Here is a 19,648-nt window from a genome sequence, read left to right on the forward strand (position 1 = left end):
ATGGAAAAGCCCCGCGACACCGGTAAACAGAAAGTCCGCTCGGCCGAAGTGGGCACCGACATCCTCAAGGCCCTGGCCGAACTGTCGCCGGCCACCTCGCTGTCGCGCCTGGCCGAGCACGTGCAGATGCCGGCGAGCAAGGTGCATCGTTATTTGCAGGCGTTGATCGCCTCGGGATTTGCCGAACAAAACACCGCCACCAACCACTATGGGCTGGGCCGCGAAGCCTTGCGCGTGGGCCTGGCGGCGCTGGGCAGCATGGACGTGCTGAAAGTCGGCGCAATGCCGCTGGCGGAGTTGCGCGACGCGTTGAATGAGACCTGCTTTCTGGCGGTGTGGGGCAACCAGGGGGCGACCGTGGTGCAGATCGAACCCGCCGTGCGCGCCGTCACGGTGGTGACGCAATTGGGTTCCGTGTTGCCGCTGCTCAGCTCGTCCACCGGGCTGGTGTTCAGCGCCTTTCTGCCGTCGCGGGAAACCGTGGAATTGCGTGAACGCGAGATCCAGGCTGGCATCGCCCATGCCCTGGCCGATGACCAGGCTTACGCCACCGTCTGCCAGCAGATCCGCAGCCGTGGCCTGCATTTTGTGCATGGTCTGCTGATGCCGGGGGTGGATGCCTTGTCGGCGCCTGTGTTCAACGCCATCGGCCAAGTGGCGGCGGTGATGACCGTGGTCGGTCCCACCTCATTGTTCCACGCCGATGAAGATGGCCCGGCGGCGCAGCGCTTGCTGGCGGCGACCCGGGCCGTGAGTTGGCGCATGGGCTATCAGCCGTGAGCTAGTCGTGCCATTGGGTCAGTGCAAGTGCCACGCGATTCTCCAGCGCACGGATGGGCGCGGCATTGCTCAGGTAGTTATTGCTGATTATTGAAAAAACCAGGCGTCGGCCCTCGGCGTCGGTGATGTAGCCGCTCAACGAGGAAACCCCGGCCATGGAACCGGTCTTGGCGTGCAGATTGTTTTCTGCAGCCGTCCCACGCAAGCGGTAGCGCAAGCTGCCGCCGGTCATGCGGTCCGGGTTGCCGGCGATCGGCAAGGCGTTGTACCAAGCCTCGAACCAGGGCTGTTTGGCCGTGGCCAGTAACAGATCGGTGAGGTTCTGCGACGACACCAGATTGCGCCGCGACAAGCCCGAACCATCGACCTGGCTCAGCGTCATCGGGTCCAAACCCTGGCGGCGCATGAAGTCCGCCACTGCCGCGACACCGGCCTGCGCCGTACCTGCATTGGATGCTTTGCGCCCCATGGCCTTGAGCAAGGCTTCGGACATGTTGTTGTTCGACAGCTTGAGCAGCGGCGTGATCAATTCCCGCAAAGGCGCCGATTGATGCTCCGCCAGGACCCTGGCCGTCACAGGGCTTGCACCGCCGATCACACGCCGTCCCATCACCTGAATGCCCTGCTGCGCCAATGCCTGTTCAAACAGATTGGCCACCAGTTGTGTCGGCTCCCACACGCTCACCCACTGCCGTCTTTGCTTGCCCGGTGCCAAAGCGCCCGTGAGTTGCAACAGGTTAGTGCCGTGCTGGCGCGTGATGCCGTAGCTGTTGCCTGGGCCGCTGACGGCACGGTTGCTCAGTTGCACATAGTCGGTGGCTGGGCTTATCACCACGCTTACCGGCTGGCCGACCGCGACCGGCGCCTTCGCCGTGACGAGCAAGGTGCCCGCATCGAAGTCCGTATTGGGCGATACGGTCAGCGCCGAAATCTGCGCGCCGTAGTAAGTGCTTTCGTCGTCCTGGGCCCAATCAACACCCAGGCGCTCAGCGTCGAACCAGGTGTCGTCGAACACCAGGTCGCCCTGGATCTGGCGCACGCCTTGCGCCGCCAGCTGCGCGGCCAGCGCTTGGTAGTCGGCGAATTGCGTGGTCGGGTCGCCCAGGCCTTTGAGGTACAGGTTGCCGCTGAGGCGCTCACCTTGCTGCGCGCCATTACTGAGCAGTTGAGTGGAGAACCGGTACTGCGGCCCCAGCACGTCCATCGCCGCAGCAGTGGTGAACAACTTGAGATTGGAAGCCGGCACCAATCGCGTACGTGGGTTGTGCTGGTAGAGGGTGCTGCCGCTGCGGGCGTCGCGCACCATCAGGGAGACGGTGGCACCATGCAGCGCTGGATCAGCCAGGAGATGGTCCAGAGAGGCCTGGGTGGAGGTTGGCGAAACACTCGCGCAACCACCCAGCAGAAACAGTATGACGCTGGCGTATATCCATTTTCCAAAAAACATCGGTGCTTTATTTCCGCAAAAAACTGTGCGGCCACGCTACCAGCTCGCTCCCTGCGTGGCGAGCGCGCTGGTGTAGTCAGCGGGCTCGTCCCGCGCTGCGGGGCGGTGCGATGATTCGACAAGCCCGTTCACGACAAGCCCACATTAGAACTCCAGGGTGCTGGAGACCGACACTTGTCGCGCATCGCCCATGGACACGAACAACCGGCTCGCGGCCGAGGTGTAGTAGACGCGGTCGAACATGTTCTTCACGTTGAGCTGGAACTTGACCTTTTGCCCATCGATTTTGGTGTCGTAGGTGGCAAATGCATCCGCCACGGTGTAACCCGGCAGGGTGAAATCGTTGGCCGCATCACCTGCGCGTTCACCGACATAGCGCGCACCGGTGCCCACACGCAGCTGATCGCCGCCAAAAATGTTGCCAAAGTCATAGGCCACCGACAGCGAGCCAGTGTGCTTGGCCACATTTTGCAGGCGGTTGCCTTCCAGCGTCGGGTCGTTGTCCTTGATGTCTTCGGCGTCGGTGTAGGCGTAGCTGCCGATCAGGCTCCAGCGGTCGGTCAACTGGCCGGTGGCGTCCAGTTCCAGGCCACGCGAACGCACCTGGCCGGCAATGCTGTAGACCGTATTCGCGCCGGAACCGACCGACACCAGTACGTTGCGCTTGTCGATATTGAACAACGCCGCGCTGGCGGTGATACGCCCCGGAATGTCGAGTTTGACCCCCAGTTCCCAGGACTTGGATGCTTCGGGCGTGAGGTCGCCGGTCAAGGTGCTGCCATCCGCCAAGGCAGCAATGGTGGAGTTGGGTTTGAACGATTCGGTGTAGCTGCCATAGAACGACAGCTCATCGGTGTAGCGATACACCAGGCCGGCACGCGGCACCCAGGCCTGGCCATTGCCGTTGGTGTTGGCCTTGAACGGCACGCCTTTGCCGGCGTATTGGTCGTACATCTGGTAGCGCGCGCCGGCGACGAAAATCCACTGATCGGTCAGGTGGATCGCGTCCTGGAAGAACAGCGAGTCGCTGCGCAGCAGGTCGGTCTGGGCGCTGTCGGCGGCGCTGACGGTGGTGCCCGCCACTTCGTTGCCGTACACCGGGTTGTTGTAATTGAACGGGCTGCGTGAATTCTGGCGGATCAGGTCGGCGCGGTAGACCTTGCGGTACTCATCATCCATGCCAAACACAAGATCGTTCTGCAGGCCGAACACATTGACCTTGCCTTCAAGGCTCGCGGTGGTGAAGCGGTCAGTGGTGATCGCGCCTTGGGTGCCGTCCATCCTGCGAGTCAGGTTGCCGTTGGTGGCCACGGCGCTGACACGGACCTGGCTGGCGTCGTAGGTTTCACGGTTCCAGCTGTAGCCGAAATGAGCTTTCCAGTCGTCGTTCAAATCATGGTCGGCTTCGAAGCGGTACAGGTCGGAGCGGCCTTCCATGTTGTTGAACGGCTCGTCCAGACGCCGGGTAGACGGGATGTCCAGCGGGTGGTTGGACTTGTCGATGGCGGTGCCACGGTCGAACGGCGAGAGAAACTCGCGATGTTCGTAGGCCAACAGCAACTTGGTGGTGTCGCCATACCAGGCCAGCGACGGCGCGATCAGACTCTCACGGCGAGTGCCGAAGTTACGCCAGTAATCCTCGTCTTCATGGTCAACGATCAACCGATACGCCAGGCCGCTGTCGCCAATCGGGCCGGTCGTGTCGAGGCTGCCGCCGCTGCCGTTCTTGCCGTCATCGAAGGTTGAACCGCGCACGGTCAGAGCCGTGGACTGCACCCGCTCAGGCTTTTTGCTGACGATGTTCACCACGCCGCCCGGGTCCTGGATGCCGTACAGCAGCGAGGATGGGCCCTTGAGCACTTCCACGCGCTCCGCCGTGGCATTCAGCGCACGCCCCTGCACGATAGGCATGCCGTCGCGCATGATCGAGCCGTTACGGTTGTCGCCAAAGCCGCGCAGCATCACCGCGTCCTGGGTGCTGGCCAAGGTGTTGGCCTGGGTGATGCCGCTGATGTTGGCGAGGGCGTCATCCAGGTTGCGCGGGGTCTGGTCACGCAGTACCTGGGCGGGGACGACGTTGACGGTTTGCGGGGTTTCGAGCAGCAGGCCGTGGGAGCGCATCACCGAACTGGTAGGCGGTGGCTGGTAGCTGGTGCTGTCCTGGGTCTGCTGGCCGACGCCACTGATGGTGGTGGCACCGAGGTTGACCGCCCCCTCGGTGGGCACCGGTTCCAGGGCCAGGGTGCGGGCGTCGATCTGGCGGAAGGTAAAGCCGCTGTTACCGAGCAGGCGTTGCAGGGCCTGGGGCGCGCTCATCTGCCCGCTGACCGCCGGGGCCTTGAGGCCGTAGGGCGCTTCATCGGTGTAGATCACGCTGATCCCGGTGACCCGGCTGAAATCGCTCAGGGCCTGGGGCAGCGGTTTGGCCGCCAGGGCAAAGTTGAACTGCACACTTTGCTGCGCCTGCGCCTGCGCCACGCAGAGGGGTAGCAACGCCAGCCCCGACGCTGCCAATACCGAGGCGCCCAACCACTGTTTAACCAAACCGCCCGCCGTCGACTTCATGCTGTGAGAACCCGTGTAGAAAACGCTGTTAATGCGAATAGATCGCAGTTTCATGCACTACACGGATGGGACGGCAATTTACCTCACTCTTATTTGCAAATATTTTTACTTATTGCGCCTGAATGTGGAAACCGAAGCGTGGGAAATGCACATGCACGGTGCCCGCGCGTTCATCGGTACGCCTCAGGATCAGCTCTTCGCGGCCGGCAAATAGCAGTTCGCCTGCGACCGGGTCGACGCCGTAATCGATCGCCGAAACGGTGACGTGCTGGCCTGCCTTGAAACCATTCAGATCCTCGAACACCTCGTCCGGCAAAGCAGCGGGCGTGGAATCACGCGCGATGTCCAACGCCTGCTCGGCACTCATCTGGCTGGCCGTGCCGTGGCCAAAACCGAGTACGCGGCCCAACCAGGCCAACACGCCCGGATAAGCATCCACCAACGGCGCAGTCACTGGGGTGGCTTTGAGGAACCACAACGAATGCGCCAAGGCAAAGTCGGCAATCGACGGTTCGCCAAACAGAAAATCCCCTACCTCGCGCTGTAGCTGTTGCTCCAGGCGCGCCATTATCGCCGGCCATTGATGCTTGGCCAGTTCGGCCGGGAGCTTGCTCGCGGTGCCACCGCTGAACAGCGCGGCGCGGTCGGCGAGAAACGCCTTGATTGCCTCTGGCGGCAGTTTGCCAAAGCGTACCGCCACCGATTCAGGCTCAAACACCAGGCTCACGGCATGCGCGAACACCACGCTGTCAGCCCAGGTGGCGAAGGTTTGAGTGATCATTTCCTGGCCCAGCGGGAACAGCGCCGGCACGGCCTTCTCCTGCTCCAACCGGCGCGCGATCAAGGCAGTGTCGCAGTAAATATCGGCGCCGACCTGCAACACTGGGGTCTTGCGATAGCCGCCGGTAAGGGCTGTCAGGCCCGGCTTGGGCATCACTGGAGAGATGTGCACCGAGTGCCAGGACAAGCCTTTGAAACCCAGCAGCAGCCGAGCTTTTTCCGCAAACGGAGAGGTGGGGTAATGGTGCAGGATCAGCTCAGACATGCTTGGGTCCACTTAACAAAGGAACCCGCAGCTTAGCGTGCAAAACCATTGGGTGGCGTGATGGCAATCCATCAGTCAAATCAATGAGCCACTCGCCGCCAGGCATTCCTTGGCGCTCTTCTTCAACCTTTTGATCAGCCGCTCCTGACGCAACGCTTCGCCCTTGCTCGCGCACTGCTCGGTGTACACCAGCGCCACCGCCGGGCTGGACAGGAAAAACCGCGCGCCCCTGCCGCTCTGGTGAGCGGCAAAGCGACGCACCGGGTCATTGCTGATGCCGCAGTACAGCGCGCCATTGGCGGCGCGCACCAGGTAGACAAACCAGGGTTTGGGTTCAGGCGTGGTCACGGGTGCATTCGGTAAGACCAAGGGATGCCAAGCTTATCAACGACTGGCCTGGAATGCCTTCAAGCCTTTGAGCGCCTGGGCGCGCACGGCGTTTTTCAGCGCCGGCGACCAGCCCAGCAACAGCCCCTTGACGCCCAGGGCCTGACGCGACCAGCGCCACAAGTCGAAGTGGTCGTGGTGCGCACAGATCTTGCCATCACGAAATACAAATCGCGCGCCGATATCGTTGACCACCGTATTGCCGGTAGCGCTGAACAGATACGTCGCGACCCAGTGAGCACTGCCGGTGGTTTCATCGCTGCGCACATTGTCGAAGGTCAGGGAGAAATCCTTGGCGCGGGTGGTGAGCATGCGCCACATGTCGCCGGCATCACGGCCGTGCAACTCGCCGAAGGCCGGGTCGCTGAACACCACATCGTCGGTGTAGCAGGCCGCCATGGCTTGCGCGTCGAGGCGTTGAAACGCCTGGTAGAATCGGGTGATCAAGGCGTCGTGGGCATCACTCATGGGCAGGCTCCGCAGTTCGTTGTTATCAGGGCTGCACGATAGTCTGCACGTGAGAGGAAGGCTATGCCCATTTGCCACATAGATGAGGGCGGTGCGGTTAGAGGTAGACGATGTCCAGGGTCGCGCTGCCGTCGATGGGTATTTCTTGATCCTTGGGCAGCGGCGTCCGTAACAGGGTCGTAGTGGATGAACTACTCGCCGCTTATCGCGATTTTTATCGCGACCCATGCAACAACAACCGCCACTGAGATCGGTAATTTATTCATTAACACCCTGATCACCAGCGTGCATCTTTATCGACAAACATAAGGCATACTTGTTCGCCAGACGTCTAAACAGTACGCCTTTGCAATCAAACTAGTGACTGAGGCGCCTACACTCTTCGCGCGAGAGCCTGCAATACTTTACAACGCCGCTATTGCGCACCCAATACAATAATTACGACCCTTCAAGGTCTTCCAAACTAAGGCACCATGCCGGTATCTCGTGCATACGCAAACAAATCAACATCAGTCGAAATACACAACCGCTGCATCGCCGTACTCTTCTGTTTACTGATTGTCGAGATACTCCGATTAACCCGCGCAGCAATCTGGCTGACGGTCATGCCGCTGGCCAGCATGCGCACCACCTCCTGCTCCTTGCCGGAAAGCGTAGGCGCTGCGGTTGGCTGGGCCAAACATGCCTGGTCCAACTGAACGCGCAAACACTCACTGACAAAGGTGCGCCCCTGAGCCACGGTGTTAAGGGCCTGGGGCAATTCCCTGGCAGACGCGCTCTTGGCAACCACACCGCGCGCGCCATGGCCGAAGGCCGCCCGCAGCGTTGCGACATTGGCAAACATCGTCACCACGATCACCGGCAGATCCGGATAGGTGCGATTCAATAATCCCAACAGCCCATACCCGTCAGCCTGCTGGTTTCCGGGCATCGCGAAATCAGTGACGATCAGATCACACGGCACACGACTCACCAACTCCAACAGTTGATCCGGACCCTCGGCCTCACCCACAACTTTGCACTTACCACTCGCCTCGATCACGACGCGTTGTCCAACACGAACTATAGGGTGATCGTCAGCAATAATAATGCGGATCATCGACTGCTCCATGATGGCAATTTGAGACCGGCAAAATACCGCGATAGTCTTTTTGCAACAATAGGTAATAAATCTCCAACTTTCGGTTTAACCCTGCATTTAAAGCCCCAACAAAAGCGCCTACACAAAAGAGAGAAAAGTAATACAGAAAAGTACTACATAACAAAAGGGTGTATTCCTTCAGAGACAACTTAGATAATCCAAATAACGCGCCACTTCATGGCGTAACGCATCCAAGGCCGTTCGGTTCAACGCCATGCCTGTTGAATGCACGCTGTTGATCAACGCCACCGTAGGTCCTTCCAATCCGGTTTCCCCGAGGAACGCCACACTGCCCACCAAGCGGTGCAAACATTGTGCGGCCATCCTCGCATCCAGCGTCGCTTGCGCATGGATCAGCATTGCCAAGTCGGCGTGAGCTTCCTGAATCAGGCTGAACAGCATCGGTTCCACCACATCCCAGGAACCAAATGCCTCGATCAGGCTGGCGCGGCTCGGGAAAGTGCTGTTGTGCGCCACCGTCGAACCTGTTCGCGTCCCGTCGAAAGCGGCGCATTGCGGCGGCGGTAGCCAACAACGCAAGACGTCACGCAACTGCGCAAAACCGATGGGTTTGGGCAACCATCCATCCATGCCGCATGCCACACAGAGGCGGATTTCTTCCGGGCCCAGGCTGGAGGTCATCCCCAGCACCGTAATGGGCAGGCGACCTTCGGCGTGCTCGCGCTGGCGCAGTTCGCGGGTCATGCCGTAACCGTCCATGACCGGCATGCGGCAATCGCTGATCACGAGGTCGAAACGCTTGATCGCCAGCGCCTGTAATGCTTGCTCGCCATTACAGCAGCACTGATGGGCCACACCGAGTTTTCCCAGTAGTGAGCCCAGCAGCAGGCGATAGGTGCAGTGGTCGTCCACCACCAACACCCGCACACGGGACCAAGGGTTCGCCAGGGCTTCTTCGGGCGCACCTGGGTCTGGAAAGTTGCCCGGCATAGAGCCCTCATCAAGAGCGATCAGTCCAACCGTCCCACCTGCGCGAGCAATACGTGGATCACAGCCGACTTGCTCGCAGCGAGACGATTACGCGAGTCCGAATGAAGGCATTCAGGTAATCAAAGAGCGCGGAAAAGTATCCGAATGTATGGGAAACGGCGATACAACAAGTACGACAACCGACGCTCAAGCACGAACTTTCAAGAAACAAGCCCCTTTTGACAGTGCCGACCTGTCATTCGTAATAGTTGCATTTCCTGTATAGGGGCCCGGCGATACATTCTCTCCCGGTTTTCGCTAAAGCTGCGCCCGCCCGCAACAACCAAAAACCCTTGGGCAACTTCACCGCACGAACCTGTCCCCATGGCCCTTGCACAGGAATACCAGACGACATGAAAGACTCTCTCGCAGCCCTGACCGGCGCCCTGCTCATTGCCCACGCCAGTGTGTCAATGGCCGCCAGCACGGTGGACCTAGCGGTCAAAGGGTCAATTACGCCGAGCGCCTGCACCCCCAGCATCAGCAATAACGGGTTGGTGGATCACGGCAAGATCTCGGTACAGGACCTCGAACCCACAGGGCCAACCGAACTGCCTAACGCCGTCCTGAAACTGGGAATTGATTGCGAGGGCGCAAGTTTGTTCGCACTGGCGTCCGTAGACAATCGTGCTTTAGCACCTGGCCCTTCTTCTCGTTGGGTCATGGGGCGTCTGACGCCAACAACGTGGATCGGTTCTTATGTCTTGACGATGCAAAACATCCTGACCGATGACCCTGCCGCCTATGCGATCTACTCCTTCGATAACGGCTCGACCTGGCTGTTCAATTCTGAACAGGACTTGCCGTCCAGCACGCTTATAGCGTTCGGCAATCAGACCTCAGGCATCAGAGTACCGGTCCACCTCACGACCGTTTCTCTAGACCTGTTAGTCGAGTCCTTCATCCACTCGAAAACGGATATTCCGACCGGCACAACGATAGCGCTGGACGGCTCTGCCACATTTGAACTGCGTTACCTGTGACCCCTCTCGATTGGAAATTTCCGCTGGGCGACCGCCCCACGGTAGGCGCGCTTGCCTGCAGGCCGACTGCGCGCCCTCACAAGGACATGTGCTGATGAACAAAACCGCTCTTACCTTCCTGCTGGCGGCGTTTACGCCAGGCGCTTTCGCCGCCAGCAATACCGACCTGAATGTAACCGGGGCCATCACCCCCAGTTCATGCACGCCCATGCTGTCGAATGGCGGCGTGATCGATCACGGCAAAATGACCGCCCGAGACCTGCAACCGACCAAGCCGACCCAGCTTGATCCGGCAGAAATGCGCCTGGAAGTGCAGTGCGAGGGAGAGACTTTTTTCACCCTGAGCACGGTGGATAACCGCGCGGGCAGCTCGGCGATCAACCCGGCGCACCATGGCTTGGGTACCACCCCTGAAGACCAGAAACTGGGCAGTGTGGCGTTCTCACTGTTTGACCCCGTGGCGGATGGAAACGCGGTAAACGTGATCATCTCGCGCAATGGCGGTGCCAGCTGGAGCCTCTCGCCCTACCTGGGCCACAAGGCGCTGACGTCGTTTGCCGCCGTGGGCGCGCCCCCCCACACGCCCATCGCGCTGAAAAAACTGAGCGTCAGGTTCCGCGCCTTCACCATCATCGTTCAATCCACCGACCTGACCCTGCTCGATGAAGTGCCCATCGACGGCCAGGCCACGCTGCAACTGAAGTACCTGTGAGCAGCCGTTTTCAACTTTTCCCGCTAAGGAGCAATACCATGAACAAAAGCCTGAACCCTCTGCTTGCCACTGTGCTGATCGCGAGCGCCGGTAATGCGCTCGCGGCGTCCAGCGTTGATTTAACCGTGAAGGGCCTTATCACGCCGAGCGCCTGTGAGCCGAGCTTGCCCAATGGTGGAAATGTCGATGTCGGCAAAATCTCCGCCAAGGATCTCAAGCTCGATGACATCACCAACTTGGGCGAATACCGCCTCCAACTGACCGTGACGTGCGACGCTGCAACCTTGATGGCGATCGAACCTCAGGACAACCGCGCAGGCTCCAGCTCTGACAGCATCCCGTCGCGCTTCGGCCTGGGCCTGATCAACGGTGCCGAGAAGCTCGGGTTCCTCGAGATGTGGCTCGAAGCTCCGCTCGCCGACGGCGTAGCAGGACGCATCATTGGCTCAACGGACGGCGGCACGACCTGGGTCCGGCAACCGACCCTGGCAACCGGCAACATTACATCGGTTGCCGACAACACGACCATGGCGCCGATTCCGGTCCAGGTGCTCACCACTGATTTGGCTGTCACGCCGTCCATCGCCCCCGCCAGCAGCCTGACCCTGCTCGACGAAGTGGCCATTGATGGCTCCGTCACCCTGACCGTCAAATACCTGTAATGGCACGCGGGCGCAACGCAATGCCTTGCGCCCATCGCCGTTTTCACAGATGGCCCCTTGACCAAGGCTCCAACACCCGACCATGAACATGCTCTCACGCCGTTTGATGCCGACTTTTCTTTGCCTGTGCGCTACCCCTGCCCTGTGCGCCTCATCGGTGGAGGTGACGTTGTCCGGCAGCATCATTCCCAGTGCCTGCACGCCGACGTTATCGCCCAGTGGCATTGTCGATCATGGGCGGGTTCCGGCCCGTTCCCTCAATGAACACGTGTTCACCCCATTGCCCAGCAAGCAACTGGAGCTGCATGTGAGCTGCAACGAGCCGGTGCTGTTTGTGCTGGTAGGCGTGGACAACCGTGCTGATTCGTCAGTGGGGCCCGGCTTTTATTACGGCCTGGGCAACAACATTCATGCGCCCGATGAGCGCCTCGGCTCGGTATCTCTGGCCATCCATGAAGTGATGGCTGACGACCAGCCCGCGCTGGTGCTGGCCTCGAGTAATCAGGGCGAGACCTGGTTTCCGGAACCCAACGCCTACCCCGACAACTACATGGGCTTTGCGCCACCCGGCACCCTGATCCCGGCCCCCCACCGCCTGGTCACTGCCACCTTGCAAATCAATACATCGATCAACGCCGCCGCCTACCTGACCCTCGACCAAGAGGTGCCGCTGGACGGCTCCATCGTGCTAGACCTGAGGTACCTGTAGTCATGTTCCCTCTTCCTTGTTTTGCAGTTTTCTCACGGGCCTTCAACGTCGTGCGTTATGCCTGCCTGTACCTCGGCGCGGTAGCGTTGCCCATGTGGGGCCCAACGCTGGTGCTCGCCGACGGGATGGTGCCGGATACCTCAGTGGTGATCGTCAACGAAGCCGACGGCGAAGCCTCGGTGTCGGTGACCAACACCGATTCGAAGCTGGCGCTATTGCACGTGACCCTGGAGAACATTCCTGAAGACACCGCTTCGCGAGTCTTCGTTACCCCCCCTTGTCTCGGGTCGAACCCTCCAAGAGTCAGTTGATCCGCTTCATCCTGCAAACCCCCGAACCGTTGCAAACCCAACACCTGATGCGCGTCATTTTCGAGGGCATGCCCCAAGGCAAGACCGCAGGCCAGGCCGGGCATGCGCGGGTCGGCGTGACCGTGCGCCAGAACCTGCCAGTGATCTTGCATCCAAAGGGCCTGGCACCCAACCGCACGCCCTGGACCGGGCTGACCTGGAGCCTGCAAAACAGTCAACTGAGCGTGCATAACCCGACGCCCTACGTGGTGCGTCTGGCCCAGGAATTGAAGCTGCTGCCGGGCGATGGTTCGGCGCTGCTGCCACGCACTTACGTACTGCCGGGAGAGACCTTGAGCGTTGCTGCCAGCCAACCGACGGCCAGCACTGTGCAACTGCAACCGGCCACCGTTTATGGCTTTGCCGTGGAACCGTACCAAGCACCGATCACCCTCTGATCGCAGCGCCGGGAGGACTGGTTCCCGGCGCCCTGATAACGAAGTGGCCTCACCGTGAAGGCCACCAGGAGCCTGCCCGCGCCAGGGAGTGGAACGGGAACGCCTCCATTATTTGAGTACGACTTGTGAGCACAGTAATGACTGATCGCGACGGCGAAGCCGAGCCTGGCGTTTCACTGCGCCGGGCGCGCCGTAGGTGGCTGGCGGGCCTGGCACTGGCCGTCGGGACCACCCTGCCAGCGGCCAAACCATTGGCGGATGAGGTCGCCGGTTCGTTCGATCCGCAAACCTTGTCCCAGCGTGGCATCGACCCGACGCTGGCCAACCTGCTGCTGCAAGCACCGCGCTTCGCCGCCGGGCGCCATGCCCTCAATCTGAACGTCAACGGCCAGCGGCGCGGCCGGATCGACGTGGTGTTCAACGACCAGGGCGGGTTGTGTTTCAACCAGGCACTGCTGGACGCAGGCAGCTTGAAAATGCCGGCTGACAATGCCGAATGCCATGACTTCCTCAGCACGTACCCGCAGACCGTGATCGAGCAAGACCCGGCCAGCCTCAGCCTGTTCCTGATCGTGCCGACCGAGGCCTTGCGCCCCGCCGTGCAAGATATCTCCGGCTACCAGACCGGCGGGTATGCCGGCGTGCTCAACTACGATGTCACCGGCCTGCAAAACGAGTACGGCGACGACAACAGCCGCTTCGCGTCGGCCAATACCGAGGTTGGCTTCAATGCCGGCGACTGGATCGTGCGCAGCCGCCAGGTGCGCACCTGGCAAGACAAAGTCTCGCGCACGACCCATCTGGACGCCTACGCCCAGCGCACCTTTGCCAAACAGCAGGCGGTGTTCCAGGCAGGACAGATCAACCTCTACAACCCGGTGCTGGCCGGTGCGCAGATCACCGGCGCCCAGGTGCTGACCGAAACCGCGCTGCAGGACCAGAATCAGGGCGCGACCATCACCGGCATCGCCAACAGCCCGGCGCAGGTGGAGATCCGCCAGAACGGTACGTTGATTCATTCCACCGTTGTGCCCGCCGGGCCGTTTTCCCTGACCGATGTGCGACGCCTTAACAGCCGCTCCGACGTGGAGGTGACGGTCAAGGAAACCACGGGTGAAGAACGCCGTTTCACAGTACCAGCTGCCATGCTAGGTCTGGGTTTGCCGGCGCCAGGTTACTCGGTGGCCGCCGGTCGCCTACGTCAAATCGGTGACGGCGAAGGCGCTGAACCCTGGGTGGTCAGTGGCGGCTGGAGCGGTGCGCTGCACCCGCAAGTCAGCGTCGGCGCCGGGGTGTTGGCGGCCGAAGACTATCGCGCAACCGGGCTGAACCTGGGGTGGTTGCCGTGGCAAGACGGCCAGTTTCAAGTCTCTACACAACTCGCCCAGGCCAGTCGCCCAGGCAATGAACGCGGCGTGCAAACCGACCTGTCGTGGTCGCAGCGCCTCACCGAGAACTGGGCGATTACCACCGCCGGCTCTTGGCGCACGATGGGCTATCGCGACCTTGAGGACTCGACTTACACCACTGACACCCGCGAACAACAGCGCTCGCGCTACCGCGACCAACAAAGTGCCACGGCATCCTGGTCGCATCCGATGCTGGGGGCATTCAGTGCAGGGTTCTCGCGCTCGTCGACCTTTACCGGCGACAGCAGCAGCCGCGCGCTGGCGTCATGGGGTACCAGCTTTGGTCAGGTATCGGTATCGGCCAGCGCCGAATGGCAAGTCGGCGGCCGCCAGCAAAGCGATGACAGTGTCTACCTGAACATCAGCGTGCCCCTCGGTGAAAACCGCCGTGGCCGCTCATGGGCACGTCATGCCGGCGGCGAGCATCGTCTCGGCGTGGGCATCAACGAACAACTCAACGACCAACTGAGCTACCGCGTCGGCGTGGAACGCGATAGCCGCGACCGTGCGGTGGAGTCGTCCGTGGGCGTTTCGGCCTTGCCGTATTACAGCCAGTTGGACTTCAACTACACCCGCAACGACGCCGAGCGCTCCAGCTATCAAGGCGGCGCGCGCGGTGGGGTGGTGCTGCATGGCGATGGCCTGACGTTCTCGCCGTACCCGGTACGCGAAACATTTGCGGTGATGTCGGTGGGCGACATGGCTGGGATCAAGGTCAGCACCCCAAGCGGCCCCGTGTGGACCGACTGGCAAGGCCAGGCCGTGGTGCCGCAACTCAGCGCCTATGGCCGCAGCCCGGTGGAGGTGCACACCCGCTCGCTGCCGCGCAACGCTGATATCAGCAATGGCCTGGCCGTGCTTTCCGTCGGGCGTGGCGCGGTGGACAAGGTCGAATTTGGCGTAGCCCTGACCCGTCGTGCACTGCTCAACGTCACCACGAAGGATGGCCAACCACTGCCCCGTGGCGCCACCGTGACTACCGAGGACGGCGAGTTCGTGACGCTGGTGCAGGAAGGCAGCCAAGTGTTCCTGCCCGATGTGCTTGACGGTCGCCCGCTATGGATCAGTGCCCCCGGCCAACCCCGCTGTCGCCTGAGCTTTGAACTGCCCGAGAAAGGCGACCCCGAGGTGTACTACGAAACCGCGCCGGCGCGGTGCCAATCATGAGGACTTCTACCATGGGCCTGAAACCCGTCTTGCTCTCGCTCGGCTTGCTACTGGGCGCCAATGCCTGGGGCGATGAGTGCCAGTTGAGCCTGAACGAAACCGTGTTGGATTTCGGACTGATGAACCGCGCTATCGCGTTGGTTCCAGCAGACGAACGCCTGCTTGGGGAACGGCGTTTAAGCCTGACCCTGAACTGCCCGAACCCCACTGACATGAGCCTGTTCTATCGCGGTATTGCAGCCGGTGCCGAGCGTTTTCAGTTTACCTCGCGCGGCAGTTACAGCCTGCGGGCAAGCGATGCGTTACTCGACGGCCAGGCCGTCGAACTGGGCTTGCTTGCGGGCAGCGGCCAGCCTGCCGTCAGCACCGGCGCCACCCTGCGCTGGCGCCCGGAGCACGGCATCGTGCCGATGCGCGCCGGGGTGCCGGTCAGTGGGCGCAGCTTGTCGTTGCAGCTTGAGGCGAGTGCCTGGGCCAGTGAAGAGGCCTCGCGGGTCAGCGATGCCGTGACCTGGGAAACCAGCGGAGTGTTTGACGCGATCAGCACCGCACGCTCACGGGAACTACGCCTGCAAGCGCGCTTCGCTCCGGCGGCTTGCACGCCGAGCCTGTCCAACGGCGGCACGGTGGATTTCGGCAAATTGTCGGTGATGGATTTGCACATGGACAAGGAAACCGCCCTGCCCGACCGACCGTTGGTGGTCAGCGTCGCGTGCGATGCCCCCACGGCCTTCACCTTGCGTTTGCAGGACAACCGCCAGGGCTCAGCGACCGGTCACAACGACGAAACCACCTACGGCCTGGGGCTCGATGCCAAGGGGCAAAAAATCGGACGCTACGCGGTGATCTTCGATCCCGCGCGCGCCACCGCCGATAGTTTTGCCCAGCTCTACCGCACCGATTCCCCGACCGTCAACGCTCCGTGGAGCAGTGCCAGCGCCAGCCCTTTGGCCATCGGCGCCAGCCGACACCTGGGGTTCAACGCGAGCGCCGGAACCACCAGTGGCCCCGCCGCCATTCAACAACTCAGCGCCACGGCGAGCCTGGAGGCGGTGATGGCGCCGTTGGGTTCACTGGACCTGGGCAGCGAGGTGCGCCTCGACGGCGCTGCCACGCTCGAACTCAACTACCTCTAAGAGCCTCTCCATGAAAAACCTTCTGATACCACTGGCCGTTTTGTCGCTGTTTGCAGGCAGCTCACTCGCCCAGGCCGGGTCCTCCATCGACCTGAAAGTCAACGGCAAGATCACCCCCAGCGCCTGCGAACCTGGCCTGTCCAATGGCGGCGTATACGAACTGGGCAAGATCCCCGCCAAGGGCTTGAATGTCGATCAACCGACACCCCTTACGGCCAAAAGCCTGCAGATGACACTCACGTGCCAGGCATTGACGCTGGTGGCGATAAGGTCCGTGGACAATCGTCCCGGCTCCCATTACGAAAGCGACAACTCACTCAGATTCGGCCTGGGGCTGGTCAATGGCAACGAAAAGGTCGGAGGCATGGGGTTGAGCTTGGAGTCGATCGTAGCCGATGGTGCCCCGATGTATGGCATCGGCTCCGTGGGAACGACCGGTTGGGGGCCAACGCAAGTCCTGTCACCGGCGTTCCTCACCTCCTTCACCCACGACATAAGCACGCCGGGTATGGCACCGGCGCCGATCCAGCGACTGACCGCTGACGTGCTGATCGAACCGAAAATTGCCCCGGCAAACACCCTGACCCTGACCGGGGAAGTCCCCATCGACGGGTCGGCCACCCTCGACATCACCTACCTCTAGGTACCCTCCCATGAAAACTATTCTGATTGCTTTGCTCCTTCTATCCGGCACTGCACACGCCGCCTCCACCGTCGAACTGACCGTCAAGGGCCTGATCACGCCGATGGCCTGCACGCCGCTGTTGTCCAGCGGCGGGCTGGTGGATTTCGGCAAGATTTCGCGCAATGACCTCAACCTCACCAACGGCACCCGCTTGCCGCACAAGTATCTGACGCTGACGGTCAACTGCAACGCCACCGGGCGCTTCGCCCTGCGCATGCGCGACAACCGCGACGGCACCGCCCACGTTAACAGCGAGATTTTTTACGGGCTGGGGCTGGACAGCAGCGGCAACAAAATCGGCGTGTATTCGGTGAGTTTTGATCCGAAGCAAACCGTGGTCGACGACCTTGCCGTGGTGTACGGCACCGAGTCCACTACCGGCGGCATGGCCTGGCGCACCGCCAACCTCAACCCCATCGATATCGGCTCGCGCAGTCTGCTCGGTTTCACCGATGTAGGGGGCAGCACCTCCGGCCCATCGGCGATCCAGACACTCACCAGCACCCTGAAGCTGGAAGCCACGATCAACGCGCGGCAGAACCTCGACCTGAGCACGGAAACGCCAATGGACGGCTCCGCGACCCTGGAAGTTGTGTACCTGTAAATCCCTGAGACCTTCTACTTTCCCTAGTGAGGAGCCACACCATGAGCAAGTCCTTTCACCCCCTGATCGCCGCGCTGCTGCTAAGCGCCGCCACCCAGGCCGTCGCCGCCTCCAGCGTCGACCTGAGCGTGCGCGGCCTTATTACCCCAAGCGCCTGCGTCCCTGAAATATCCAACGCCGGGGTGTATGACATCGGCAAGATTTCCGCCAAAGACCTGAATGTCGAAACCTATACCCGACTTGACCCGCACAACATGCAACTGAAGGTGACCTGTGAAGCCGCCACCCTTCTCGCCCTGCAACCCAAGGACAATCGCCCGGGAACGGCATTTCGCGACGAGGGCGGTTTTGGCCTGGGCCTGATCAATGGCGACGAGAAACTTGGCGCCTTTTGGGTCACGTTGGCATCGGCGGTGGCCGACGGCGCCTCAGCTGAAATCATCGAGTCACTGGATGGCGGATCGACTTGGATTCGGGGCGGTTATCTGGCGACCGATAGCATTGCGTCTGTTGCCGAGAATGCCACCCTCGTCCCGACGCCCGTACAGACGTTGAGCATGGAGATGACCGTAAAAGTGATCATCGCCCCCACCAATACCCTGACCCTGACGCAAGAAGTGCCTATCGACGGTTCCGCCACCGTAACGGTCATGTACCTGTGACCCTCAAACTCGCTGCGCTCCCTAGGAACCACACCATGAGCAAGTCCCTTCAAACCCTGATTGCCGCCCTGCTGCTGAGCACCGCCACCCAGGCCGTCGCCGCCTCCAGCGTCGACCTGAGCGTGCGCGGCCTTATTACCCCAAGCGCCTGCGAGCCCACGTTGTCAAATGGCGGGGTGTATGACCTGGGCAAAATTGCCGCCAAGGACCTCAATCCTGACCGGCCGAGCTTTTTCCCCTATCACTCTCTTCAAATGACCGTGACTTGCGACGCGCCGACCTTGATGGGGTTGCAATCCCAAGACAATCGAGCCGGCTCCCATTTTCAAAACGACGAGATATATGAATTTGGCCTGGGCTTGATCAATGGTGACGAGAAGCTAGGCGCCCTGGGAATGCGGCTCATCAAGCCGCTAGCCGACGGTGTGGCGGCCCGCACCGTCAGCTCAGAGGACGGCGGTGCAACGTGGTACAACGACAACTATCTGTATCGCAACAATATAATTTCAGTGGCCGCGTTGGGGACGTTAGTGCCCATTGCGGTCCAAGTGTTCAGCGCGGAACTGGCGATCTCTCCCGCTATCGCCCCCACCAACAGCCTGACCCTCAACAACGAGGTGGCCATCGACGGATCGGTGACGCTGACGGTCATGTACCTGTGACCCTCAAACCCTCTACTTTCCCTAGGAGCCACACCATGAGCAAGTCCCTTCACAGCCTGATCGCCGCGCTGCTGCTGAGCGCCGCCGCCCAGGCCGTCGCCGCCTCCAGTGTCGACCTGAGCGTGCGCGGCCTTATTACCCCAAGCGCCTGCGAGCCCACCCTGGCCAATGACGGCGTGGTCGAGTTGGGCAAAATTTCCGTTCAGGATCTTCGACTTGACTGGCCAACCTACCTGCCCCGACAGGACATGCAGATGACCGTGACCTGCGATGCCGCGACGCTGATCGCCATCGCCGCCACAGACAATCGCGAAGGTTCGGACGCCCAATACGATTACTACACCTTTGGTCTGGGTATGATCAACGGCAGTGAAAAACTCGGTTTTCTCACGATATCCACCTCCAATCTGATAGCGGATGGGATGCCTGTCAGAGCGATCGGCTCAAGGGATGGCGGGGTGACCTGGCAACGCGAAGGTAGCTTTATGGATGACGGCCTCACCGCCGTCTCCGAACTGGACACCCTCACCCCCTTGCCAGTACAACGCCTCACTGCCGACTTGCAGATCAAAGCGGCAATCGCCCCAGCCCAGGATCTGACGTTCACCAAAGAGGAAACCATCGATGGTTCCGTCACACTGACCGTCAAATACCTGTAATGCCTAAGGGCGCAACGCAGGCCTGCA

Annotated in this window: 19 protein-coding genes and 1 pseudogene; 13 read left to right on the forward strand and 7 right to left on the reverse strand. The window is 61.3% G+C overall.

Translation table 11 applies throughout. The features are described 5' to 3' along the window. On the forward strand, positions 1-780 hold the full coding sequence (locus tag AACY36_RS01440) for an IclR family transcriptional regulator (protein ID WP_339417709.1): 780 nt from the start codon (positions 1-3) through the stop codon (positions 778-780). Position 781: 1 nt separating this feature from the next. Here AACY36_RS01440 and dacB read toward each other — a convergent pair whose 3' ends face one another. The 7 genes from dacB to AACY36_RS01475 all read right to left on the reverse strand — a co-directional run bounded on the left by dacB (position 782) and on the right by AACY36_RS01475 (position 8,784). Then, positions 782-2,227 (reverse strand): D-alanyl-D-alanine carboxypeptidase/D-alanyl-D-alanine endopeptidase, encoded by a 1,446-nt coding sequence (gene dacB, locus AACY36_RS01445; RefSeq protein WP_339417708.1) that lies wholly within the window; start codon positions 2,225-2,227, stop codon positions 782-784. 144 nt (positions 2,228-2,371) lie between these two features. Continuing rightward, positions 2,372-4,792 carry a TonB-dependent siderophore receptor gene (locus AACY36_RS01450; protein WP_339496693.1) on the reverse strand — a complete coding sequence of 807 codons (2,421 nt, stop codon included), beginning with the start codon at positions 4,790-4,792 and terminating at the stop codon, positions 2,372-2,374. Positions 4,793-4,901: 109 nt separating this feature from the next. Then, positions 4,902-5,837 carry a glutathione S-transferase family protein gene (locus AACY36_RS01455; RefSeq protein WP_339417706.1) on the reverse strand — a complete coding sequence of 312 codons (936 nt, stop codon included), beginning with the start codon at positions 5,835-5,837 and terminating at the stop codon, positions 4,902-4,904. Between the two features lie 75 nt (positions 5,838-5,912). Beyond that, positions 5,913-6,185, reverse strand: a complete 273-nt coding sequence (locus tag AACY36_RS01460) for a GIY-YIG nuclease family protein (RefSeq protein WP_339417704.1) — start codon at positions 6,183-6,185, stop codon at positions 5,913-5,915. Between the two features lie 36 nt (positions 6,186-6,221). After that, complete coding sequence (locus AACY36_RS01465) at positions 6,222-6,692, reverse strand: nuclear transport factor 2 family protein (RefSeq protein WP_339417703.1); 471 nt, start codon at positions 6,690-6,692, stop codon at positions 6,222-6,224. A 463-nt stretch (positions 6,693-7,155) separates the two neighbouring features. Further along, on the reverse strand, positions 7,156-7,791 hold the full coding sequence (locus AACY36_RS01470) for a response regulator transcription factor (RefSeq protein ID WP_339417702.1): 636 nt from the start codon (positions 7,789-7,791) through the stop codon (positions 7,156-7,158). Between the two features lie 180 nt (positions 7,792-7,971). Then, complete coding sequence (locus AACY36_RS01475) at positions 7,972-8,784, reverse strand: response regulator (RefSeq protein WP_339417701.1); 813 nt, start codon at positions 8,782-8,784, stop codon at positions 7,972-7,974. A gap of 392 nt (positions 8,785-9,176) precedes the next feature. Between AACY36_RS01475 and AACY36_RS01480 the strand changes: the two genes are divergently transcribed. The 12 genes and pseudogenes from AACY36_RS01480 to AACY36_RS01535 all read left to right on the forward strand — a co-directional run bounded on the left by AACY36_RS01480 (position 9,177) and on the right by AACY36_RS01535 (position 19,621). Beyond that, a complete protein-coding gene (locus AACY36_RS01480; protein WP_339496695.1) occupies positions 9,177-9,806 on the forward strand; it encodes a DUF1120 domain-containing protein in 630 nt (209 codons plus the stop codon). Positions 9,807-9,900: 94 nt separating this feature from the next. Next, positions 9,901-10,518 (forward strand): DUF1120 domain-containing protein, encoded by a 618-nt coding sequence (locus AACY36_RS01485; protein WP_339417697.1) that lies wholly within the window; start codon positions 9,901-9,903, stop codon positions 10,516-10,518. A 38-nt stretch (positions 10,519-10,556) separates the two neighbouring features. Beyond that, positions 10,557-11,180 carry a DUF1120 domain-containing protein gene (locus tag AACY36_RS01490; protein ID WP_339496697.1) on the forward strand — a complete coding sequence of 208 codons (624 nt, stop codon included), beginning with the start codon at positions 10,557-10,559 and terminating at the stop codon, positions 11,178-11,180. 82 nt (positions 11,181-11,262) lie between these two features. Then, positions 11,263-11,889, forward strand: a complete 627-nt coding sequence (locus AACY36_RS01495; protein WP_339417694.1) for a DUF1120 domain-containing protein — start codon at positions 11,263-11,265, stop codon at positions 11,887-11,889. Positions 11,890-11,981: 92 nt separating this feature from the next. Continuing rightward, positions 11,982-12,637, forward strand: a pseudogene (locus tag AACY36_RS01500) (fimbria/pilus chaperone family protein). Between the two features lie 137 nt (positions 12,638-12,774). Then, a complete protein-coding gene (locus tag AACY36_RS01505; protein ID WP_445262382.1) occupies positions 12,775-15,213 on the forward strand; it encodes a fimbria/pilus outer membrane usher protein in 2,439 nt (812 codons plus the stop codon). Between the two features lie 11 nt (positions 15,214-15,224). Further along, the gene (locus AACY36_RS01510; RefSeq protein WP_339427135.1) at positions 15,225-16,349 is read left to right on the forward strand and encodes a DUF1120 domain-containing protein; all 1,125 of its coding nucleotides are present in this window, start codon (positions 15,225-15,227) and stop codon (positions 16,347-16,349) included. A 10-nt stretch (positions 16,350-16,359) separates the two neighbouring features. Next, positions 16,360-16,992: a DUF1120 domain-containing protein gene (locus AACY36_RS01515; RefSeq protein ID WP_339417689.1), complete on the forward strand. Its 633-nt coding sequence runs from the start codon at positions 16,360-16,362 to the stop codon at positions 16,990-16,992. 10 nt (positions 16,993-17,002) lie between these two features. Further along, the gene (locus AACY36_RS01520) at positions 17,003-17,638 is read left to right on the forward strand and encodes a DUF1120 domain-containing protein (RefSeq protein ID WP_339436092.1); all 636 of its coding nucleotides are present in this window, start codon (positions 17,003-17,005) and stop codon (positions 17,636-17,638) included. A 41-nt stretch (positions 17,639-17,679) separates the two neighbouring features. Further along, complete coding sequence (locus AACY36_RS01525) at positions 17,680-18,300, forward strand: DUF1120 domain-containing protein (protein WP_339417686.1); 621 nt, start codon at positions 17,680-17,682, stop codon at positions 18,298-18,300. A 35-nt stretch (positions 18,301-18,335) separates the two neighbouring features. Then, complete coding sequence (locus AACY36_RS01530; RefSeq protein WP_339417684.1) at positions 18,336-18,962, forward strand: DUF1120 domain-containing protein; 627 nt, start codon at positions 18,336-18,338, stop codon at positions 18,960-18,962. 35 nt (positions 18,963-18,997) lie between these two features. Continuing rightward, positions 18,998-19,621, forward strand: coding sequence for a DUF1120 domain-containing protein (locus AACY36_RS01535; RefSeq protein WP_339417682.1), 624 nt, complete (start codon positions 18,998-19,000; stop codon positions 19,619-19,621). Positions 19,622-19,648: the final 27 nt, after the last annotated feature.

The organism is Pseudomonas sp. EA_15y_Pfl1_P101 (assembly GCF_963970835.1).
Taxonomy (GTDB): domain Bacteria; phylum Pseudomonadota; class Gammaproteobacteria; order Pseudomonadales; family Pseudomonadaceae; genus Aquipseudomonas; species Aquipseudomonas tritici.